At 60.9% G+C, this 20,172-nt stretch carries 15 protein-coding genes; 5 read left to right on the top strand and 10 right to left on the bottom strand.

The window, feature by feature from the left end; translation table 11 throughout:
• The first annotated feature begins 249 nt into the window (after nucleotides 1-249).
• Nucleotides 250-1,479, top strand: coding sequence for a glycosyltransferase (locus HOC_RS21330; RefSeq protein WP_051624874.1), 1,230 nt, complete (start codon nucleotides 250-252; stop codon nucleotides 1,477-1,479).
• A gap of 9 nt (nucleotides 1,480-1,488) precedes the next feature.
• Here the strand turns inward: HOC_RS21330 and HOC_RS13360 are convergent, their stop codons facing one another.
• Together HOC_RS13360 and HOC_RS21325 are read right to left on the bottom strand one after the other, a co-directional pair.
• The gene (locus HOC_RS13360) at nucleotides 1,489-1,743 is read right to left on the bottom strand and encodes a hypothetical protein (RefSeq protein ID WP_156950491.1); all 255 of its coding nucleotides are present in this window, start codon (nucleotides 1,741-1,743) and stop codon (nucleotides 1,489-1,491) included.
• Nucleotides 1,744-1,871: 128 nt separating this feature from the next.
• Complete coding sequence (locus HOC_RS21325) at nucleotides 1,872-4,382, bottom strand: S8 family serine peptidase (protein ID WP_051624873.1); 2,511 nt, start codon at nucleotides 4,380-4,382, stop codon at nucleotides 1,872-1,874.
• A 226-nt stretch (nucleotides 4,383-4,608) separates the two neighbouring features.
• On the opposite strand from HOC_RS21325, the gene HOC_RS13350 reads away from it, so the two are divergent.
• The gene (locus HOC_RS13350) at nucleotides 4,609-5,679 is read left to right on the top strand and encodes a mannose-1-phosphate guanylyltransferase (protein ID WP_051624872.1); all 1,071 of its coding nucleotides are present in this window, start codon (nucleotides 4,609-4,611) and stop codon (nucleotides 5,677-5,679) included.
• Between the two features lie 6 nt (nucleotides 5,680-5,685).
• On the opposite strand, the gene HOC_RS13345 is transcribed toward HOC_RS13350, so the two are convergent.
• The 6 genes from HOC_RS13345 to glmS form a co-directional block, all read right to left on the bottom strand.
• Nucleotides 5,686-6,612 (bottom strand): hypothetical protein, encoded by a 927-nt coding sequence (locus HOC_RS13345; protein WP_035539422.1) that lies wholly within the window; start codon nucleotides 6,610-6,612, stop codon nucleotides 5,686-5,688.
• Nucleotides 6,613-6,639: 27 nt separating this feature from the next.
• Entirely contained in the window at nucleotides 6,640-7,512 is an 873-nt protein-coding gene (gene rfbA / locus HOC_RS13340; RefSeq protein WP_035539420.1) for a glucose-1-phosphate thymidylyltransferase RfbA, read from the bottom strand.
• Complete coding sequence (rfbD, locus tag HOC_RS13335) at nucleotides 7,509-8,399, bottom strand: dTDP-4-dehydrorhamnose reductase (protein WP_035539419.1); 891 nt, start codon at nucleotides 8,397-8,399, stop codon at nucleotides 7,509-7,511. Before rfbD ends, rfbA begins: the two co-directional genes overlap by 4 nt.
• Nucleotides 8,400-8,402: 3 nt before the next feature.
• The gene (rfbB, locus tag HOC_RS13330; protein ID WP_035539418.1) at nucleotides 8,403-9,446 is read right to left on the bottom strand and encodes a dTDP-glucose 4,6-dehydratase; all 1,044 of its coding nucleotides are present in this window, start codon (nucleotides 9,444-9,446) and stop codon (nucleotides 8,403-8,405) included.
• Nucleotides 9,443-10,030, bottom strand: a complete 588-nt coding sequence (gene rfbC, locus HOC_RS13325; protein WP_035539417.1) for a dTDP-4-dehydrorhamnose 3,5-epimerase — start codon at nucleotides 10,028-10,030, stop codon at nucleotides 9,443-9,445. The genes rfbB and rfbC overlap by 4 nt, the downstream gene beginning before the upstream one ends.
• Before the next feature lie 85 nt (nucleotides 10,031-10,115).
• Nucleotides 10,116-11,942, bottom strand: coding sequence for a glutamine--fructose-6-phosphate transaminase (isomerizing) (gene glmS, locus HOC_RS13320; protein ID WP_035539416.1), 1,827 nt, complete (start codon nucleotides 11,940-11,942; stop codon nucleotides 10,116-10,118).
• 245 nt (nucleotides 11,943-12,187) lie between these two features.
• Here glmS and cysD point away from each other — a divergent pair, with 245 nt between their 5' ends.
• The 3 genes from cysD (at nucleotide 12,188) to HOC_RS13305 (ending at nucleotide 16,603) form a co-directional block, all read left to right on the top strand.
• Entirely contained in the window at nucleotides 12,188-13,081 is an 894-nt protein-coding gene (gene cysD / locus HOC_RS13315; protein WP_035539456.1) for a sulfate adenylyltransferase subunit CysD, read from the top strand.
• The gene (gene cysN / locus HOC_RS13310; RefSeq protein ID WP_035539415.1) at nucleotides 13,082-14,989 is read left to right on the top strand and encodes a sulfate adenylyltransferase subunit CysN; all 1,908 of its coding nucleotides are present in this window, start codon (nucleotides 13,082-13,084) and stop codon (nucleotides 14,987-14,989) included.
• Nucleotides 14,990-15,424: 435 nt separating this feature from the next.
• Nucleotides 15,425-16,603, top strand: a complete 1,179-nt coding sequence (locus HOC_RS13305; RefSeq protein ID WP_422120052.1) for an acetyl-CoA acetyltransferase — start codon at nucleotides 15,425-15,427, stop codon at nucleotides 16,601-16,603.
• A gap of 15 nt (nucleotides 16,604-16,618) precedes the next feature.
• Here HOC_RS13305 and HOC_RS13300 read toward each other — a convergent pair whose 3' ends face one another.
• On the bottom strand, nucleotides 16,619-17,839 hold the full coding sequence (locus HOC_RS13300) for a PepSY-associated TM helix domain-containing protein (RefSeq protein WP_035539412.1): 1,221 nt from the start codon (nucleotides 17,837-17,839) through the stop codon (nucleotides 16,619-16,621).
• On the bottom strand, nucleotides 17,833-19,977 hold the full coding sequence (locus HOC_RS13295) for a TonB-dependent siderophore receptor (RefSeq protein ID WP_035539409.1): 2,145 nt from the start codon (nucleotides 19,975-19,977) through the stop codon (nucleotides 17,833-17,835). Before HOC_RS13295 ends, HOC_RS13300 begins: the two co-directional genes overlap by 7 nt.
• Nucleotides 19,978-20,172: the final 195 nt, after the last annotated feature.

The raw sequence follows: 20,172 nt of genomic DNA, 5'->3' as shown, positions 1-20,172 counted from the left end.
ACGATTTACACCATCTGATGGGACGCTACCCGCTCCTGTAGCAGTTGTTTTAATCCTGCCCTTGTTGTGACAACCTCGGTCCTTGTCAATGGTCCGAAAAGGGCGGCTGGCAGTGGCCGGACCGACAGGGAACCGGTCGATACCCGATTGCTTGACGACAACAGGCCATTCGCCCAATAAGGTCCATATTTAAGACCTGTGTTTCTTGTAAGGCGAGTTCGCCTGTAGCGTAAAAGTGGAAAGCGAATCATGGTGTTCCGCAGCGCCCGAAAAATGGCCGGACGCTTTCCTCCCACTGCTGCAGCGGCACGTGACATCAGGGTTGCGATGCTGCCGAGAGGCAATCCGAAGCGAGAGGGCTTTAACCCATCCGCCCCCCTTGTCGTTGCTGGCATGTTTCGAACTGCCAATGGGTTGGGACAGGCCGCCCGCCTCGGCATCCATGCGCTAAAGCGGCAAGGATATAACCCCATCGCTGTCGACCTCAGCGATATCCTCAACCAGATCGACGGACACAGCGAGGACGCGCTTCAAAAGATCCCATCCGGCAGTAGCGGCACCCTTGTCCTGCATGCCAATGCGCCTGAAACGCGCATAGCGCTTCAGGCGCTCGGCCTTCGCCGATGGCACAATTGGCGGATCATCGGATACTGGGCGTGGGAGTTGAGCGAACCCCCAAAAGAGTGGCTGTCGATTGCCGAACACCTTGATGAAATCTGGACCCCTAGCAGTTTTGTCACGGAAGCTTTTCGTCCATTTGTCGACATACCTATCCGGACTGTTGCCCTGCCGGTTCGCGCACCGGAACTCACAGCGGATGATACACCCGCCAGATTTGACTCATCCCCGCTGCGGTGCCTGATCATGGCTGATGGACGGTCCTCGTTTCATCGCAAGAACGTGCTGTCAGCTGTCCGAATCTACCGGAACGCCTTTTCGCAAAAAGACGACACGTCCCTGACAGTGAAATTGCGCAACATGGCTGAGTATCCGGAATTTTCTCGCGATCTGACAGAGGCCGTCAGAGGCGACAGCTCGGTCACGATCATCGACGAATCGCTTCCTGATGCGCGCAGATGGAACTTGATTGCCTCGCATCATGTGATGCTGTCGGCGCACCGCTCTGAGGGTTTTGGGCTGCATCTCGCCGAAGCCATGTCGGTCGGCCGGGTTGCCATGGCAACGGGCTGGTCGGGAAACATGGAATTCATGGATGCGGAAAACTCCGTCCCGCTTCCGTATCAACTCGAAGCCGTCAATGATCCCTACGGTGTATACAAGGCGCCTAGAGGCGCTATCTGGGCAAAAGTCGATGAGGACGCCAGTGTCGAGGCTATAAGACACCTGAACAAAAACAGGGACTCAGCGGCTCGCTTAGGCCAGGCCGCCGCCGAGTACATTTCAACCAATCTCGATGGCGCTGGGTATGTGAGTACGCTCGATCCATTGCGCATGGGCGCGCGATCACGTCTTATCTAAGGTTATTGGTCACATCACCTTCGTAATATTATCAATGCGCAAACGTTCTCGGCCGCCGCACATGATACTGACAGCTCGGCGAGGCACGTCACTTGCGGTTTCGCGGTAACCAGCCTTGCCAGGAAACGCAGGACCACCCGGCGACAGGTCGAGCACGAGCAGTGCCGGATCGGCTGATGTCGTCGGTGTAAGCAGCCATGGCCGCGCATCGTCAAGTTTCAGCGCCACGATCAGCTTGTGCGGCGATGATCCGATTTTGGGCATCTGATCCACCCAGGCTGAGGCGCGCGTGACAGATGGACAGTCTGCAACCGCCTCTGGCGTCGCGCCGTTTTGCCACAAGGCACAGGCCCCAAGCGAGGCGAGCCCGATCGCAATTATCACCCGGCGCCCTACCATTTTGTGCTTACCGCCAGCCACGTCACGCTTTCTGCATCAGCACCGCTAATATGGTTCGGTGATGTGGAAAGGGCTGTTGAGGCTTCGCCGATCCAGTCGCCCGGCAGATTGAATCGATAGCGGCCCTCATAATCGATCTGCCGACCGCTAGGCGTGAGCCCGGCTTCCACTTGGCCGCTTATGAGGCTGCCTGTCGCATCGATGGCTGTGGGGGCGACGAAGCGGATCGTGCCTGTCTCGGCGCGGCGTGGCTGGGCAACCACGAAGCTGAGCGCGCCGGGGCCTGCCGGGTGCGTCGCCCCGAGCGACCAGCGGCTTGTCCAGATGCCCTGCACGTCGACGCCCGGCAGATCGACACTCGCCATTTCCACACCGGATGAAAGGGTGAGGCGCCCGAGCGGATTCCATTCGCCCTCAACCGAATAGGCAGTCATGCCGGCCTGGTCTGTTTCGCCAAAGCGCTCCTGCAGGCTTCCTCCGAGGGCCGTCTCATCATCTGAGGCATTCGATATGCCTGCACGGAAAGACCAGAAGCGCGCATCGCGCCCCACGCTCACGCCGGTGAGCGAGCGGGCCTCGTCCGCTGCAGTGAAGAAATCCATCGTGAGCCCCATTCCCACATCATGGCTGAGCCGCGCCCAGTTTCCGCCAGTCGCATAGGCATTGCCAATGCCCGGCTCGTTGAAAAGCGTGACTTCAGGTGCGAGCCGCGCAAGACCGCCGCCCCGTCCGAACTCCACCTCACCTCCGGTGAATCGGTAGGCGGCCTGATAGTTCGTGACAGGCTCTTCCTGATAGGGCGCGAGGCGGTCTTCCTGCAGGCGCGGTGTCGACCACGCGAAGGTGAGATCACCCACTGCCACGGCGCGCGATTCGCTCGCGGCCCAGTCAGCCCGCATATCCATCTTTATGGAGCGCGAAGAGGGCCACAATTGTGTCGGCAACGCCTTGCCAGCCTTGTCTGCATCCAGCCTGAAGCCACGCCCGTAGTCATCCGTGAAGACGATGCCGTTAAAAGCGCCGGACGCTGTCGCCCAGTCGCCAAACGCACCGCCGGAAGGCGCAAGCGTCTGCGCCACGCTGACCTGTTCACCGGAAATCGAGAGGCTTTGCTGGCCCTGCGGACGGAACGCTTCGACCAGGTTGATGATGCCAACGCCCGAGACCGAATCAGTGCCGACACCGGCTATCTCACCCGTTATGGCATCTGGCGTATTATCGACATAATCGTCAGCCGTATCGAGCAGGATCTGAAGCGCCAGCTCGGGACTGTCCTTGAGGTTCGGGAACGCATCCAGCAGCAGCGCCAGGGCGCCGGCGACGTAAGGCGCCGAAAAGGATGTGCCGCTGACGCGGTAATAATCGCCGATGGAGTCCGCATCATTACAGCCGGACGTCTGTACGCCGATGCAATTTATCCCGTCCGGATTCGTGACATTGTCATCAAGACCCGTGGTCACGATGCCCTCTCCGGGCGCGAGGAGGTAATAGTTCTGCGATGCTACGCCGGCCCGGTTCGAGAAGTCCGACATCACGCGGTCGAGCGTGATTGAGCCGACCGCAACAACCCGGCCACGCGAAGCCGCCTCACCGGCAATATAGGCCGGCTCTGACGGAATCTGGCCCATCGCATCAACAGGATTGCCCATGTCATCGGTCCCGGCGGGTTCAGCCTCATTGCCCGCCGAGATAACGACAAGCACACCTGCAGCCGCCGCGCGACGCACGGCATTCTCCAGCGACTGGTCGGAATCGATGTCGCCGCCAAGCGACATGTTGATCACGCTGGCACCCTGAGCGACGGCATAGTCGATGGCCTGGACCAGGGTATTATCGGAAAATGTGCAGCCTTCGTCCTCGCCCGTCCGGGCGCAGCTTCCGGGCCCATCCGCCCTGATGTCGATTACGGACGCTTCATAGGCGATGCCCTGAATATTGACGCCGTTATTACCCTCATCAACCGGCGTCGCATAATTGTCCTGCCGCACGGCAGCCACCACGCCTGTGACCAGCGTACCGTGCCCTTCAGTGTCGATGTCACCCGGCTGGCGAACCTGAACGATGCTGTCGCCATTCGAATCATATCCGGCACAGGCTGTGGCCGCACAGACGTCATATGTCCGGATGTCAGCGTCGGCGAGGTCCGGATGGTCCCTCAGGACCCCCGTGTCGATGATGGCGATCGTGATGCCGTCACCTGTCGCGCCTAACGCATAGGCCGACGAGGCGCCGATAACCGGCAGGCCACCCGTACGGTTATATTCGTATGTCTCGAACGCGCTGGCAGCCGCAATTGTCGATGGAAAAGGCGCCGGGGGCGGTGGAGGGGGTGGCGGTGGAGGAGGTGGCGGAGGGGGTGGAGGAGACAGGGGTGTAACGGCAGATCCGCTACCACCGCCGCCGCCACCTGCGCATGCCCCGAGGATAAGGGATGAAGGCACCAGCAAGGCAGCGCTGAGCACAAGCGGGATCGAGACCTGTCGGGCCTTGGTATTTCGGGACACGGGATACTCCTGACTTTGAGCTCTCCTACGGGTACGCACGGTCATTGGATGTCCAGAATGCGCTTTTAAAGTAGCGTGGAGCCTGTCCAGCTCCCCTGTCAAGCGAGTGCTGCAGGGCCATGGGCGGCTGAAGACTAGCCTTCCTGCCATGCGTCTGAAATAAGGTCCGATCTCGTGATTCGATCACATGAATTCACCAAATAAATCTTCAGGAGCGACGCAGATTATGGCTATTTATCCCGTTATCATGTGCGGCGGATCCGGAACCCGTCTGTGGCCGGTGTCGACATCGCGCACCCCGAAACAGTTTGTTAACCTCATTTCCGGGGAATCGCTGTTCCGGCAAACCGCGCGACGCGTCGCTCAAGCCGATGACGGCCTCAGCCTCGCCGACCCGGTCATCATCAGCAATGCGCGCTACCTTGACCTCTTGGAGCGCCAGCTCACAGATGCAGGCATCAATCCGCTCGCCATCCTGCTTGAGCCCTGCGCCCGCAATACGGCTGCTGTCGCCGCCATCGCCGCCGAATATATCAGCCGCATTGATCCTGACGGCCTTGTCCTGCTTCTGCCTGCCGACCATTTCATCGGAACGCCCGCCGCGTTTCGCAAGGCGGTCGCGGATGCAGCCGGGATTGCCCAAGGTGGCCGCATTGTCACTTTTGGCATTTCACCGGACCGGCCCGAAACCGGATTCGGCTACATCAAGGCCGGCGAAGCCATTGGCCCCTCAGCCTTCACCGTCGCAGCCTTCCGCGAAAAGCCCGACCAGGCGACCGCCGTGACCTATCTAGCGGATGGCACATATTCGTGGAATGCGGGCATCTTCCTGTTCCCCGCCAGTCTCATGAAAGCCGAACTCGGCACCCATGCGCCTGACGTGATGGAGGGAGCAGTCGCTGCGCTCAATGCGACTGATACGGACGCCACGATCATGCGGCTGGACGAGACCCTGTTCTCGCAAATCCGGTCGATCTCGATTGACTATGCCGTCATGGAACACACGCAGAAAGCGGCCGTCGTCGGGCCCGTCTCCTGCGCCTGGAGCGATGTCGGCACATGGCCTGCCTGGGGCGACTTGCAGGATACCTCGCCTGATTCAGGCCCGATCTTGATCGATAGCAGGAACTGCACAATTCATGCAGGCGAAGGCACACTCGTGGCGGCCCTTGGTATTGATGACATGGTGATCGCCGTCCATGACGGCGCCGTGCTCGTCATGCCGAAATCCCGATCGCAGGATGTCAGCCTTGTCATTGCGGCCTTGAAGGCGCGCGGGCGCACAGACCTTTTCTGACAGGCCTCAGGTAAACTCGACCCGTTCCTGCGAAAAGTAGAACAGGGACCGCGTCTCATCATCAATGTCATCGCTGGACGCCTGAAGCAGTGTCTGCATCGCGTGCTTCCGGTCCTTGAGCGCGTGGTCGAAGTCGGCCTCGATAAGCCGGTCAACACCTGTCGATGTCATCGCGTCACGCACTTCCATGTACAGCGTCAGCGAGCCGCCAAGGAACATGGATTCATAGGCGATCTTGCTCGCAATCTTGTCGTGGATATCCGTATAGTGAAACTGGCGAAGCATCGTCTCCTTGCGCTTGGTGATGAAGTCGATTTCGTGCCGGTATTGCGGGTGGCGCAGGTAATAGTTCTTCAGCGCAATCATGTCCGCATCGATCTTGCGCTGAATGGTGTCGGGCAAGTCATCATTCAGTATGATGACGATATCGATATCGGACCCCTTGACCATTTCGCCCGAGACCAGATGTTCGCGCGGCTCATTATGAGCCAGAAAATAAGCAAGGTCACCGGCAATGAACGCGCACATGGACGAGCGGATTTCCCGCGGCAGGTCGAGGAAGAGCGACTTCATCACCTGCTGCGCAAGCGCGATCTTTTCCCGGCTGATCTCCCGGTGCATGTTGGATAGGGTCCCCTGCCGCTCGATCATCTGATCGCGCTGGCCCGGCAGGCCGAACAGCGAGAATGACAGGAAGTCACGCAGGATGGACGGGCTGAGCCGCACCTGGTCTTCACGGGTAATGTCAAACCGCAGGTAATAGCTGGCAAAGTGGGACACCTGCAACGCGCGGCTCTGGTAGCAGGCTTGCCAAAGGGCGAGCTTCGGAATGTCCGGCAGCTTTTCGGACAATTGCTTGCCGATCAACGGGCCGTGCAGGTTCAGCAGCGCGATGACATGCGATTCGACTTCAGCGATATTGGGAACGGGCATGGCGGGTCTTCCGGACGTTTCAGCTCTTTATTGGGCGGATTTGTCCAGCAAGGCCAGTAGGTAGCCCTGGTAATCATTCTTGTAGGCCATCGCCAACGCCTCAAGCGTGGCCGCATTGATGAAGCCTTTGCGCCAGGCAATTTCCTCAAGGCAGGCAATCTTCAGGCCCTGACGCTTTTCGAGCGCCTGCACGAAATGCGAGGCTTCCAGCAGGCTGTCGAACGTGCCGGCATCCAGCCATGTCGAGCCACGCGGCAGCTTGGTCACGAACAGATCGCCCCGCTGGAGATAGGCGCGGTTCACGCAAGTAATCTCAACCTCGCCCCGGGCAGACGGCTTGACCTCCTTGGCTATCTCCACAACGTCTGCATCGTAGAAGTAGAGCCCAGTGATCGCCTGATTGCTGCGCGGCTCGGTCGGCTTCTCCTCGATCGAGATAGGCTTGCCTTCAGGCGACATCTCGATAATGCCGAACCGGTGTGGATCCTGAACCTGGTGCGCGAACACGCGCGCGCCCTTTTGCAGGGCAGCCGCTTCCAGCAATTGCCCTGAAAGCCCCGCGCCGTGGAAAATATTATCGCCCAGGGCTAGCGCCGACGTGCCGCCATTGATGAAGCGCTCACCCAGGATGAAGGCCTCAGCGAGCCCGCGTGGCTCGTCCTGGATCTCATACTGGAACTCGACGCCCCATTGCGAGCCATTACCGAGAAGCGCTTTGTAGGCGTCGGCGTGCTCACCCGTCGTGATGATCAGCATCTCGCGGATGCCGGCCAGCATCAGCGTCGAAATCGGATAATAGATCAACGGCTTGTCATACACCGGCAGCAGGTGTTTCGACACACCGCGCGTGACGGGATACAGCCGCGACCCGAGTCCGCCAGCCAGCACGATACCTTTCATGCGTTCGCAATCTCCTGAATCAGCGCCGGGACAGTAGCGGCAAGGCCGTCCTGCCAGTCTGGCAGCTGGACGCCGAATATATCGGTCGTGCGTGTGATGTCGAGCCGCGCATTCAGCGGACGCGTGGCAGGGGTGGGATAGGTCGAAGTGGGAATGGCGTCGACTTGGGCCACCGGGCCGCCATGACGCTCACTTTCGGCAAAAATGCTTCGCGCGAGGCTTGCCCGGTCCGTCTCGCCTGCCCCGGCCAGATGATATGTTCCACAGCCCGAAAAGCCGGGCTGGGCAGCCTGCCTGGCCATTTCCAGCAACCCGGCCGCAAGCGCGGGGGCATAAGTCGGACAGCCGACCTGGTCTGACACGACAGACACACGATCCCGCGTCTGCGCGAGCTTGAGCATGGTCCGCACGAAATTGTGCCCGAACTGCGAGAATATCCATGACACGCGTACAACCAAATGCCGCGCGTAAGCGTCCGCCACCGCCAGTTCGCCATCGAGCTTTGTCTGCCCGTAGATACATATCGGCGCTGTGACATCATCGGGCCGATAGGCACGCGCCAATTCGCCGTCAAACACGCAATCGGTTGAAAGGTGGATGAGCGGCACCCCTGCCGCCTTGCAGGCAAGCGCAAGGCCTGACGGCCCATCGACGTTCAGTATCCGTGCCTCGTCCGGCTCGGCTTCGGCCTGGTCGACCAGCGTGAAACCGCCTGCATTGATGACGGCGACCGGCTTGTGCAGGTCGATTGCGCGCGCCAGCGTTTCAGGCCGCTTCAGGTCTGCATCCGGTCGTCCGAGGCAGATCACCGACGCGCCGCCAACATGCGCCAGCGCCTGCGCGACCTGGCCCGTCCGGCCGATCACAAGGATGGTGCCTTCCGCCATGCCTCAGGCTCCGACCTTGCCGAGCCGTTGGCCGGCATAAACCGTCTCACGCAAGGGGCGCCACCAGGCTTCATTGGCAATGTACCAGTCGACCGTATCGGCAAGCCCCTGCGCGAAATCACGTGATGGGGCCCAGCCCAGCTCACGGCCAATCTTGCTCGCATCAATGGCATAGCGCAGGTCATGGCCGGGCCGGTCAGCCACAAACGTCATCAGGTCGCCATGGGGTGCGCTCAGCGGGCGCCGCTCGTCCAGCAACTGGCAAACAAGCCTGACAATCTCGAGATTGGTCTTCTCGCTATTGCCGCCCACCGTATAGCTCTCGCCCGGCACACCCGCCTCGGCGATGCGAACCAGTGCGTCGGCATGGTCTTCAACATGCAGCCAGTCGCGCACATTCGAGCCGTCGCCATAGATCGGCAGCTTGAGCCCCTCCAGCGCATTGAGCACCATCAAGGGGATCAGCTTTTCCGGAAACTGGCGCGGCCCGTAATTGTTCGAGCAATTGGAAACCATCACCGGCAACCCATAGGTGCGGTGCCATGCCCGCGCGAGATGGTCTGCGCCTGCCTTGGTCGCCGAATAGGGGGACGACGGGTCATAGGCCGTCGCTTCATCAAAGTGGCCCTCCGCTCCGAGCGAGCCGAACACTTCATCCGTCGAGACGTGCACAAAGCGAACGCCCGACCCACCCTTGCGCTCATGCAGGCCCCGCGCCGCCTGCAGCATCGCGAACGTCCCAACCAGGTTCGTCTGCACGAACGCATCCGCCCCATCGATGGAACGGTCCACATGCGTCTCGGCAGCGAGGTGGAAAATAACGTCCGGCGCATCCGCCAGCGCCAGTTCCATCATTCGGGTCTGATCACAGATATCGGCCTTCACGAGGCGAAACCGGCCTTGTCCCTCGAATGGCGCCAGCGACGCCGGGTTGGCCGCATAGGTCATCTTGTCGACAACCGTGACCTGCGCGTCAGGCGCCGCCATCAGCCTGTGGCACAGCGCCGAGCCGATGAAGCCGGCACCGCCGGTCACAAGATACTTCATCGCGCGGCTCCCGCCGTCTCGGCCGGGAACACGTCGCCAAGATCTGACAACCGCGGATGCCCCCGGTCACGGTTCGACAAGACCAGCGACTGGTCCGGGAATGGCCATTGAATACCCAGGGAAGGGTCATCAAAGGCCAGCCCGCGGTCGAACGCGGGGGCGTAATAGGCCGTCACCTTGTAGGAAATCTCACAATCGGGCTCCAGCGTGCAGAACCCGTGCGCAAAGCCCACCGGCACATAAACCTGCTCGCCCTTTTCAGCTGAAAGCTCCACGCGCGTGTGCTGCCCGAACGTCGGCGAGCCCTGCCTTATGTCCACGACCACATCGAGAATACGCCCGCGCGTACAGCGCACCAGCTTGGCCTGCGCATGCGGCGGCAACTGGAAATGCAGCCCACGCAGCGTGCCCATGGCTTCGGAGCAGGATTCATTGTCCTGGACGAAATCATCCGGAATACCCGCCTCGGCATAGTGCCGCGCATTGAAGGTTTCCGAGAACCAGCCCCGCGCATCCCCGATACGCGCAGGCTTGATCAGGATCACGTCTTTCAGGACAGGATCAGGTCTGAACTCAGGCTTCATAAGCGCGCTCTTCAGCAATTGCAGCAGGCGTCTGCCTTCGGGCGACGGCTATACCATGAACCGCAGCACCCGCAACGCGCGAACGTCACTCAACCGTGACGGACTTGGCCAGGTTGCGCGGCTGGTCGACATCCGTCCCCTTCGCCACAGCGACAAAATAGGCCAGCAATTGCAACGGGATCGCCGCAAGGATCGGCATGGCGATCTCGTCGGCATCCGGCAGGCGGATGACATGATCGGCCCGGTTTCCGGCCAGTTTGATGCCCTTATCGTCGGAGATCAGGATGATCCGGCCGCCGCGCGCCCGCACCTCTTCCACGTTCGAGAGCGTCTTCTCGAAGAGGTCGTCATAAGGAGCAACAACGACAATCGGCAGGTCCTGTTCTATCAGCGCGATCGGCCCATGCTTCAGCTCGCCGGCGGCATAGCCCTCGGCATGGATATAGGACACTTCCTTCAGCTTCAGCGCGCCTTCCAGCGCCAGAGGGAAATAGCGTCCCCGGCCGAGGAACAGCACGTCCTTCGCCTTGGTCAGTGTCTGCGCAATGGCCTTGATTTCCGGCTGTGCTTCGAGTGCTTCCGACACTTTGCGCGGCAGCGAAAGCAGGCTCTTCACATATTTGGCCTCGTCACCGGTCTTGAGATGCCCGCGCGCCTTGGCCGCTGACAGGGCCAATACGGCCAGCACGGCCAGCTGCGCCGTAAAGGCCTTGGTCGAGGCCACACCAATCTCCGGTCCGGCATGCGTGGGCACAATCGCCTTGGCCTCGCGCGCAATCGAGCTTTCCGGCACGTTCACCACCGCAATCGCAGGCGACTTGTTCTCGCGGCAATAGCGCAGCGCCGCCAGCGTATCCGCCGTCTCGCCCGACTGGCTGACAAACAGAGCCGGACCTGTCACCGGCAGGACCGGCTTGCGATAGCGGAATTCCGACGCGATGTCGGTTTCAACGGCGAGCTTCGCAATCTGCTCAAACCAATATTTCGCCGTATGGGCCGCATAATAGGCCGTGCCGCAGGCAATCGCGACGGCGCGGTCAGCATCGGCAAAGATTTGGCTCGCCGTATCGCCCGCCTCGATCGTCTGGGTTGCCTGGTCGATATAGGGGAGGATCGACCGCGCCAGGGATTCAGGCTGCTCGTGGATTTCCTTCAGCATGAAGTGGTCATATTCGCCGCGCTCGATCAGCGCGTCATTGACAGCCGAAGTCACGCGAGGCCGGTTCACCCGGTCGCCGCGCGAATTGCGAATATCAGCGCCATCAGGCCGCAGCACAGCCCAGTCGCCCTCTTCCAGATAGGTCACGTCACGGGTCAGCGGCGCCAGCGCAATGGCATCGGAACCGAGGAACATTTCGCCTTCGCCATAGCCAAGCACAAGCGGGCTGCCCTTGCGCGCGCCCATCAGCACGCTCTCTTCACCCGCAAATATCACAGCCAGCGCAAACGCGCCCGTAAGCTGGCCAAGCGTTGCCTCGAACGCGTCCACGGCGCTCAGGCCCTCGTCCATCTTCTGGGCGATCAGCTGAGCGATGACTTCGCTGTCTGTTTCGGACTCGAACACGCGTCCAGCCGCTTCCAGCTCGGTGCGCAAATCACGGAAATTCTCGATGATACCATTGTGCACGATGGCCACATTGCCCGACATGTGCGGGTGCGCATTGGTTTCGTTGGGTTTGCCGTGCGTTGCCCAGCGTGTGTGGGCAATGCCGGTCAGGCCGTCCATGGGCTCTTCTTCAAGGCGGGCCTGCAGGTTGACGATCTTGCCCTTGGCACGGCGACGTTCGACCTTGCCACGCGATGAGATGGCAATGCCCGCGCTGTCATAGCCACGGTACTCCAGCCGCTTCAGGCCGTCGATCAGACGGTTCGCAACAGGTTCAGAACCCGTAATCGCTACAATGCCACACATAATCTACCTCCAGGGAATCAGAGAGCTTAGATAGACCCGACCATTCAGTCTGAATAATGACAGATTGTTGGAAATTGCGACAATCTCGGGGTATTCCCAGCGTTAACGGGCGATCCTGCCGGTCAGCCTAACTGTATAGCACTGCTTACAAGTGTGTTTCCTGGAAATGGCGCCCTTCCCTACCCATTCCAAGACGACTAGGACGACACAAAATAGACTGAAGGACGTTACTAACCTTGGCCAAGATGACCCATCTCGACCGGCTTGAAGCCGAAAGCCTGCACATCATGCGGGAAGTGGCTTCGGAGTGCGAAAACCCCGTCATGCTCTATTCGGTGGGCAAGGATTCCGCCGTGATGCTGCACTTGGCAATGAAGGCTTTCTATCCATCACGTCCGCCATTCCCCCTGATGCATGTCGATACGACCTGGAAGTTCAAGGAGATGATCGCGTTCCGCGACCGCAAGGCCGCCGAAATGGGCATGGACCTGCTTGTCCACATCAATGAAGACGGCGTGCGCGACGGCGTCGGCCCGTTCACGCATGGCTCGGCCATGCATACCGACATCATGAAGACGGCGGCCCTTAAACAGGCGCTCGACAAGTACAAGTTCGATGCAGCCTTTGGCGGCGCCCGGCGCGACGAAGAGAAATCCCGCGCCAAGGAGCGCGTCTTCTCGTTCCGCTCGGCCGAGCATCGCTGGGATCCCAAGAAACAGCGCCCTGAGCCCTGGAACCTCTACAATACGCGCATCCACAAGGGCGAAAGTATCCGCGTCTTCCCGCTGTCCAACTGGACCGAGTTGGACATCTGGCAATATATCCGCCGCGAGCAGATCGAGATCGTGCCGCTCTATTTTGCCGCTGAACGCCCGGTCGTCACCTGGAACGGCGTCGACATCATGGTCGATGACGACCGGATGCCGGATGAGCTGACCAAGACCGCCGTGATGAAGTCCGTCCGCTTCCGCACGCTCGGCTGCTACCCTCTGACCGGCGCTGTCGAAAGCACCGCGTCCACGCTTGAAGAGATCATCCAGGAAATGCTGCTGACCACGACGTCAGAGCGCCAGGGCCGCGTCATCGACGCCGACCAGGCCGCCTCCATGGAGAAGAAGAAACAGGAAGGCTATTTCTAGATGCGCCTCACCGACGACCTCATCGCCTCAGACATTGGCGCCTACCTGCAAAAGCACGAGCACAAGTCTCTCTTGCGCTTCATCACATGCGGCAGCGTGGATGATGGCAAGTCGACCCTCATCGGCCGCCTTCTCTATGATTCCAAGATGATCTTCGAGGACCAGCTGGCCTCGCTGGAGGCAGACTCCAAACGCGTTGGCACGCAGGGTGAGAATATCGACTTCGCCCTCCTCGTCGACGGCCTCGCCGCCGAGCGTGAACAAGGCATCACAATTGATGTCGCCTATCGCTTCTTTGCCACCGACAAGCGCAAGTTCATCGTCGCGGACACGCCCGGCCACGAGCAATATACCCGCAACATGGCGACCGGCGCCTCGACCGCCGATGTCGCCATCCTGATGATCGACGCGCGCAAGGGCATCCTGACCCAAACCCGCCGCCACAGCTTCATCACAACGCTGCTCGGTATCCGCCGCCTCGTGCTTGCCGTGAACAAGATGGACCTCGTCGATTACAGCGAGCAGGTCTTCAATGACATTGTCGAAGACTTCTATGATTTTGCAGACGAGCTGGCGACCGACCTCGAAATCCAGCCCATCCCGATGTCAGCCCTCGCCGGGATCAACATTACCGAGAACTCGCGCGAAACGGACTGGTATGACGGCCCGAGCCTGATGGACTATCTGGAAACCGTGCCGATCGGCGACAAGCGCCTCAATGCGCCGTTCCGCATGCCGGTGCAGTGGGTCAACCGTCCGAACCTCGACTTCCGCGGCTTCTCCGGCCAGATCGCGGCCGGAACCGTCAAGCCCGGCGACCGGATCAAGACGCTGCCTTCGGGGCGCCAGTCCACCATCACCCGCATCGTCACCGCCACTGGCGATCTGGACGAGGCCGTCGCTGGCCAGTCGATAACACTGACGCTCGCCGATGAAGTCGATAGCTCGCGCGGCGACGTTATCGTTTCAGCCGATAGCCCGGCTGAAGTGTCCGACCAGTTCCAGGTTCGTGTTCTCTGGATGAGCGACACGCCCCTCCTGCCCGGCCGGCGCTACCTCTTGAAGATCGGCGCCAAGACCGTGACGGCCACGATCAATGCACCGAAATACGGCATCGACATCAACACGCTGAACGACATGCCTGCCAAAACGCTCGAGCTGAACCAGATCGGCGTCACCACCCTGTCGCTCGACCAGGCCATAGCGTTCGACCCCTATGACGAGAACCGCGAAATGGGCGGTTTCATCCTGATCGACCGCCAGACCAATGACACGGTCGGCCTCGGCATGATCGACTTTGCCCTGCGCCGCGCCTCCAATATCCACTGGCAGGCCATCGATATCGACCGTGCCACGCTGGCCGAACAGAAAGGCCAGAAACCGGCCGTGCTCTGGTTCACGGGCCTCTCGGGCTCGGGTAAGTCGACCATCGCCAACGCCCTGCAGAAGCGCCTGTTCGCGCTCGGCAAGCACACGTTCATCCTTGATGGCGACAATGTCCGCCACGGCCTCAATCGCGACCTCGGCTTCACCGATGTCGACCGCGTCGAGAACGTGCGCCGCGTCTCGAACGTTGCACGCCTGATGAGCGATGCCGGCCTGATCACGCTCGTCTCGTTCATCTCGCCGTTCCGCGACGAGCGCCAGATGGCCCGCAATCTGATGGCCGATGGCGAGTTCGTGGAGATCCATGTCGATACCCCGCTCAATGTCGCCGAGCAGCGCGACGTAAAAGGCCTCTACAAGAAGGCCCGTGCAGGCGAGATCAAGAACTTCACCGGCATCGACAGCCCCTACGAGCCTCCGCTCGATCCGGAACTCCGGATCAACACGGTCGGACAATCCCCTGAAGATGCCGCCGAAACGATCCTGGACTACCTCAAGGAAAAGGGCTTCCTGGCGCACTAGACGCAATACCGGGTTTCCCCAACGTCCCATCTCGAAATCGCTCTGCGGGCGCGCTAAGCCCGTTCGCAGAACAGATTTTGAGATATCAGGGAGACTAATATGGCCAAGGGAGACATGCCCGTCCTCGTCGGTGTGGGACAAAGCCTCAGCCAGTGGGACGGCACAAACGGTCCTGACGGCGCGCCTTCACCGCTATCTCTCATGGTCGATGCCTCGAAGGCCGCCCTTGCCGATGCTGGCGCGGTTGGCATTGCCAGTGCGATAGATACGCTCGCCGTCGTCCGTATCTTCGAGGACTCGATCGGCCGTGCGCCACATCCCCATGGCCACAACACCAACCTGCCCGGCACGCTCGCCCGCGACATTGGCGCCAAGCCTGCCAACCTCATCTATGAGACCGTCGGCGGCCAGAGCGCGCAGGCGCTGGTCAACGAGATGGCCGCCCGCATTCATGCCGGAGAAGCTGAAGTCGCGCTCATCTCGGGTTCGGAAGCCAACCGCGCTTCCAAGGGCGCCCGCCGCAACAATGTCGAGATCAACTGGGCCGATGGCGATGATGCCGCCTACGAGGATCGCGGCATGGGCCCGATGATGCTCACCCGCGAAGAGATCAAGCATGGCCTGATCGCCCCGGCCTATTTCTATGGCCTGTTTGAAAATGCCATCGCTGCACGCGAAGGCCGCACGCGCAGCGAGCATCGCCGCGCCATGGCTGAACTCTTCCAGCCCTTCTCCGCCGTTGCCGCCAAGAACGAGTATTCACAATTCCCCGTCGAACACAGCGTCGACTTCCTCTCGACACCGTCGCGCGAGAATTATGAATATGCCGATCCTTTCCTCAAATGGTTCATCGCACAGGACGCTGTGAACCAGGGCGCTGCCGTCATCCTGATGAGCGAAAGCAAGGCTGATGAACTCGGCATTCCCAAGGACAAACGCGTATATCTCCACGGCGGCGGCGAGGCAGGCGACAACCATATCTCCGTGCGGCCAAAGCTCGACGGTTCATGGGCCATGGAACAGGCGACGTCGCGTGCCCTCACGCAGGCAGGCGTCACAGCAGACGACATCGATCATTTCGACCTCTATTCCTGCTTCCCCTGCGCGGTCTTCTCCTCAACCGCCGCTATGGGCATAGACTGGAAAACCGATCCCCGCCCCCTCACGCTGACGGGTGGCCTGCCCTTCTTCGGTGGCCCCGGAAACAATTACTCCCTCCACGGCATTGCCGAGATGGCGCACACACTCCGGGCCGCGCCCGGCGACCTCGGCCTTGTCCTCGCCAATGGCGGCTGGATGACCAAGGAAGCAGCTGGCGTCTACTCGACCGAGAAGCCTAAGGCGTTCCGCCCTGTGGCCCCTGCTGCCAAGGCAAAGACAGAAGTGGAAATCCATCAGGCAGACGGCGAAGGCACGCTCGAAACCTTCACCGTCACCCATGGTAAGGCTGGTCCTGAGGCTGGCATCATCTTTGCCCGCCTTGCCGACGGTCGTCGCACGATTGCAAAGGCCAGCCCGGCCGCCCTCGCTGTTCTGCGCGAAGAGGCCAGCCCTGTCGGTCGCAAGGTGACAATCACCGTCGAAGACGAAGTCGGCACGTTCGACTTCGCCTGACGAGCTGCGCTGCGCCTAAATTACGAAAGGCGCCAGCACCACGGGCAGAAGACAAAGGCCAAGCGCGATCCAACGTGCCTTGCCCATGCCGCGCCAACCGTCGCGCAGGCCGCGTCGCCAGCCGGGATGCGCCCGCTCGCTCTTGGCAATGCGCAGCGTATAGATTGCGACGCCAGTGAGTGCGAGGCCCGTCAGGGCCAGACCGAAGACAAACCAGATCGTCTTCGTCCAATAGCCTCCGAATGTGCCGAAGTGCAGCGGATCCGCGCCCTCGGCAATGCGCTGGTGAGCGCTCAGCGTGCGCGGATCAATCCGGCCCAGCAGGTGCCCATCCCGCGCATCCACCCAGAACGCGTCCACCCTTGGCCGGACGAGGATTGCGCGGCCAGAGTGGCCATGCACCATGAAGGCCGGATACTTCTCCCGTGGCCAGATAACGCCCGCAACACGATAGCCCGGCAGTTCGGCATGCGCTTCGGCAATCCCCCTATCAAGCGCGACCGTCAGGTCTTCGGCCACCGGCAGTTCGCTCACAGGGTCAAGTTTCGGACGCTCGGGCACAGACGCGCCTCCCCCCCAAATCTCGATCAGGTACCAGAAGCCCGTGCAGATCAGCACAAGGATGAACCAAATCGACCAGATGCCTGCCAGCCGGTGGATATCGCCGACCACGGCCCGCACCGTTCGCCCCCTCGGCCAGCGCAGGAATCCCCGCCACCAGTTCTTGTAAACGACAAAGGATGTCACCAGCGACACCAGCAGCAGCACCGCCGCAAGCGCGACGATGGAAACGCCCCATTTCACCGGCAGCATAAGATGGCGATGCGTATTGCGCAGGAAGCGCTGGAAGCCCAGCCATGCGCCCTCGCCCGTCACCTGCCCTGTGCCCGGATGGACATAGACATGATGGGGCGTTGAATCCCCCGGCGAACGCACCAGCGCGTCAATCGCCGCCGCGCCGTTCAAAGGGGTGTTGAGCGCAATGATCTCAGCCTCCGGATCATGCGCCATCACGGCGTTCGCCACCTCGCCCCAGCTTGCAGGCTGCGACACGCTGGCCGGGTTCACCCACATGGCGGGACGGGCCAGCCAATCCATCTCATAGGAAAAGACAGCCAGCGTGCCCGTCAGGAACACAAACGCCAGGAAGAGCGACACCTGCAGGCCAGCCCACTGGTGCACACGCCACCACAGGCGCGTGCGACGCTTCCTTGGGCGAAGGGCGCCTGTCACCATTTGCGGCTGATTTCCAGGAACACAGAGCGCGGATCACCCGGAAAGTGGCCCGTGCGGTCAATGAAGCCGCTTGATGCATAGGTCTCGTCAAACAGGTTGTCGACGCGCAGAAGGGCCTTCCAGTCATCTATCTCATAGATGATCGAGGCGTCGAAAATCATGTATGGGCGCACCTTCTGCCCGCTCAGGCTCTGGCGCACATCGACATAGTCGCCGCCAAAAGCGAACGCCGTGTTCCAGGCAGGCACCTGATAGCGCGTCCAGAAGCCGACCGTGTTCTCCGGCGCATTGGCGAACCTGTCGCCGACATTACTGTCGATGGTCGACAGATCATTCGTCTTCGTGATGCGGGCATCATTGTAGGAATAGGAAACCGTACCCACCCAGTTCTGGGTGATATCGGCCGTCAGGTCTGCTTCGAATCCATCGCTGGTAATTTCGCCGAACGCGACCTGATCATCGACACCGTCGCCGTCCACATCGCCGCGCGGATCAGCCTGCAGCAGGTTGGTCTTAACGATCCGGTAGACCGACGCGGATGTCTGCACACGCCCGCCCAGAAGCTCCGTCTTCACCCCGCCCTCGACGATCTCGCCTTCCGTTGGCTCAAACGGGCCACCAGCCAGCGGGCTCTGCGCACTGACACTCTGTGGTTCGAAACTGGTGGCCCATTGGCCGAACAGCGAGACATCCTCGCGGATGCGGTAGACGAGCCCTGCCCGCCATGTGGTTGCGTTATCCTCAAACGTGGTGCCCCCGACCCGGTCCTTGTCTTCAAACGTATCCTGGCGAACGCCGACGACGGCAATCACCGGGCCCATCGTGGCTTCGTTCAGCGCATAGAATCCGTAACGGGTCTGCACCGTCTCCGTAACGCGCGTGGCCGGATAGATATAAGTCGAGGGATCGGTATTGCCGTAGACCGGATCAAGCAGGCTGAGCGGCGTGGGCAGGCCGGTCGTCGCCGTGCTGGCGCCACTGATCGACACGCCGGTAAAGTAGGCATCATTGCGGTACCAGTCAGCCCCGAGCAGCACCCGATTGTCGATGGCCCCGAACCGCTTTGACCAGACCGCGTTGGTGCCAAGGCTTACGCCCTCATTGCGTCTGTACTGGTCGCGGAACTGCCGCCGTGAGGAATCGATAACGCCGTCGCCATCAGAATCGAACAGGCCGCTCGGCTCATGGTATTTCTGCCGCTCGGTGCCATCCATGTAGCGAATGCCAGCATCGAGCGTCAGACCCTCAATCGGCTCGGCATAGAGCTTGGCCTGCAACACGTTCGATTCGAGGTCGAGGAAGTCGGTCGGCTCGTTATGGTTCCAGCGCCGGTCCGCCAGGAAATTGCCGAGATCGTCTGTCGGTACGCCGCGAAGCCGGTTGCCGCCGAGCTTCTGCTCATAGCGCGTCGCCTGCAGCACAAGGTCGGCCACGCCGAGATCAAAGCTCAGACCGGCATCATAGATGTCCGTTTCGGAGCCCGCATTCCGGCGTGGCCCATTCTGGTCCTCGTAAAAGATTCCAAGCCGACCTGCCGCTCCCTCCATCGGTAGCGCGCCCGTCACTTCGACAGAGGCGCCCTTGCGTCCTTCCGTGCCGTAGACGGCTGAAGCAGTCGCGCCGAATTGCTCGCTCGGTTTCTTGGTCACATAGTTGAACAGCCCGCCGGGCGCGCCCGCGCCATAGAGCATGCCGGCTGGCCCTTTCAGGAACTCCACGCGCTCCACATTGAACAGCTGTGGCACCGAGAAGCCGGCATAGGGGTCGCCCCTCAGGCCATCAAAAAAGTTCTCCTCCTGCCGGAAACCACGCGCCGTAACGCCCGCATAGCTGAACACGCTAACTCCGGAGATGTTGCGATACAGATCCTGCGCATCGCGCGCGCCCTGATCTTCGATCAGTTGAGCATTGATGACCGTGATCGCCTGCGTCGATAGCAGCGGCTCGATCGGCATCTTGCCAGAAGTCGTCTCGGTCACACGGTAAAGCTGCTGTGCGCGGGACGTCACGATCACCGTTTCCTGCCGCAACTCATCGGAATCACGTTCGTCGGATGCCTGGGCTTGCGCAATGAGTGCTGAAAGGGCCGTGCTCACCATGAGAAGGCTGATTTTGTAGACAGCATTGCGGTTGCGCATGATCGAATTCTCTCTGTGTTTGGATGTTTGAGGCGCCCTAGCAGTTTTGAGAATAGCTCGCAACAATATTGCGAATGATTTTCAAGATCATTCTGTCAACGTATTTGCCCTTGGCAGTTCATCAATGATTTCCGCCCCCGGAGATGGTAATCATAGAATTCGGAGACGGGGCCTCGACTGGGCCTGGGACGGGTT

It is taken from the genome of Hyphomonas oceanitis SCH89 (assembly GCF_000685295.1).
Classification (GTDB): domain Bacteria; phylum Pseudomonadota; class Alphaproteobacteria; order Caulobacterales; family Hyphomonadaceae; genus Hyphomonas; species Hyphomonas oceanitis.
The sequence above is the reverse complement of the archived record's forward strand: the minus strand, read 5'-3'. Positions and strand labels throughout refer to the sequence as shown.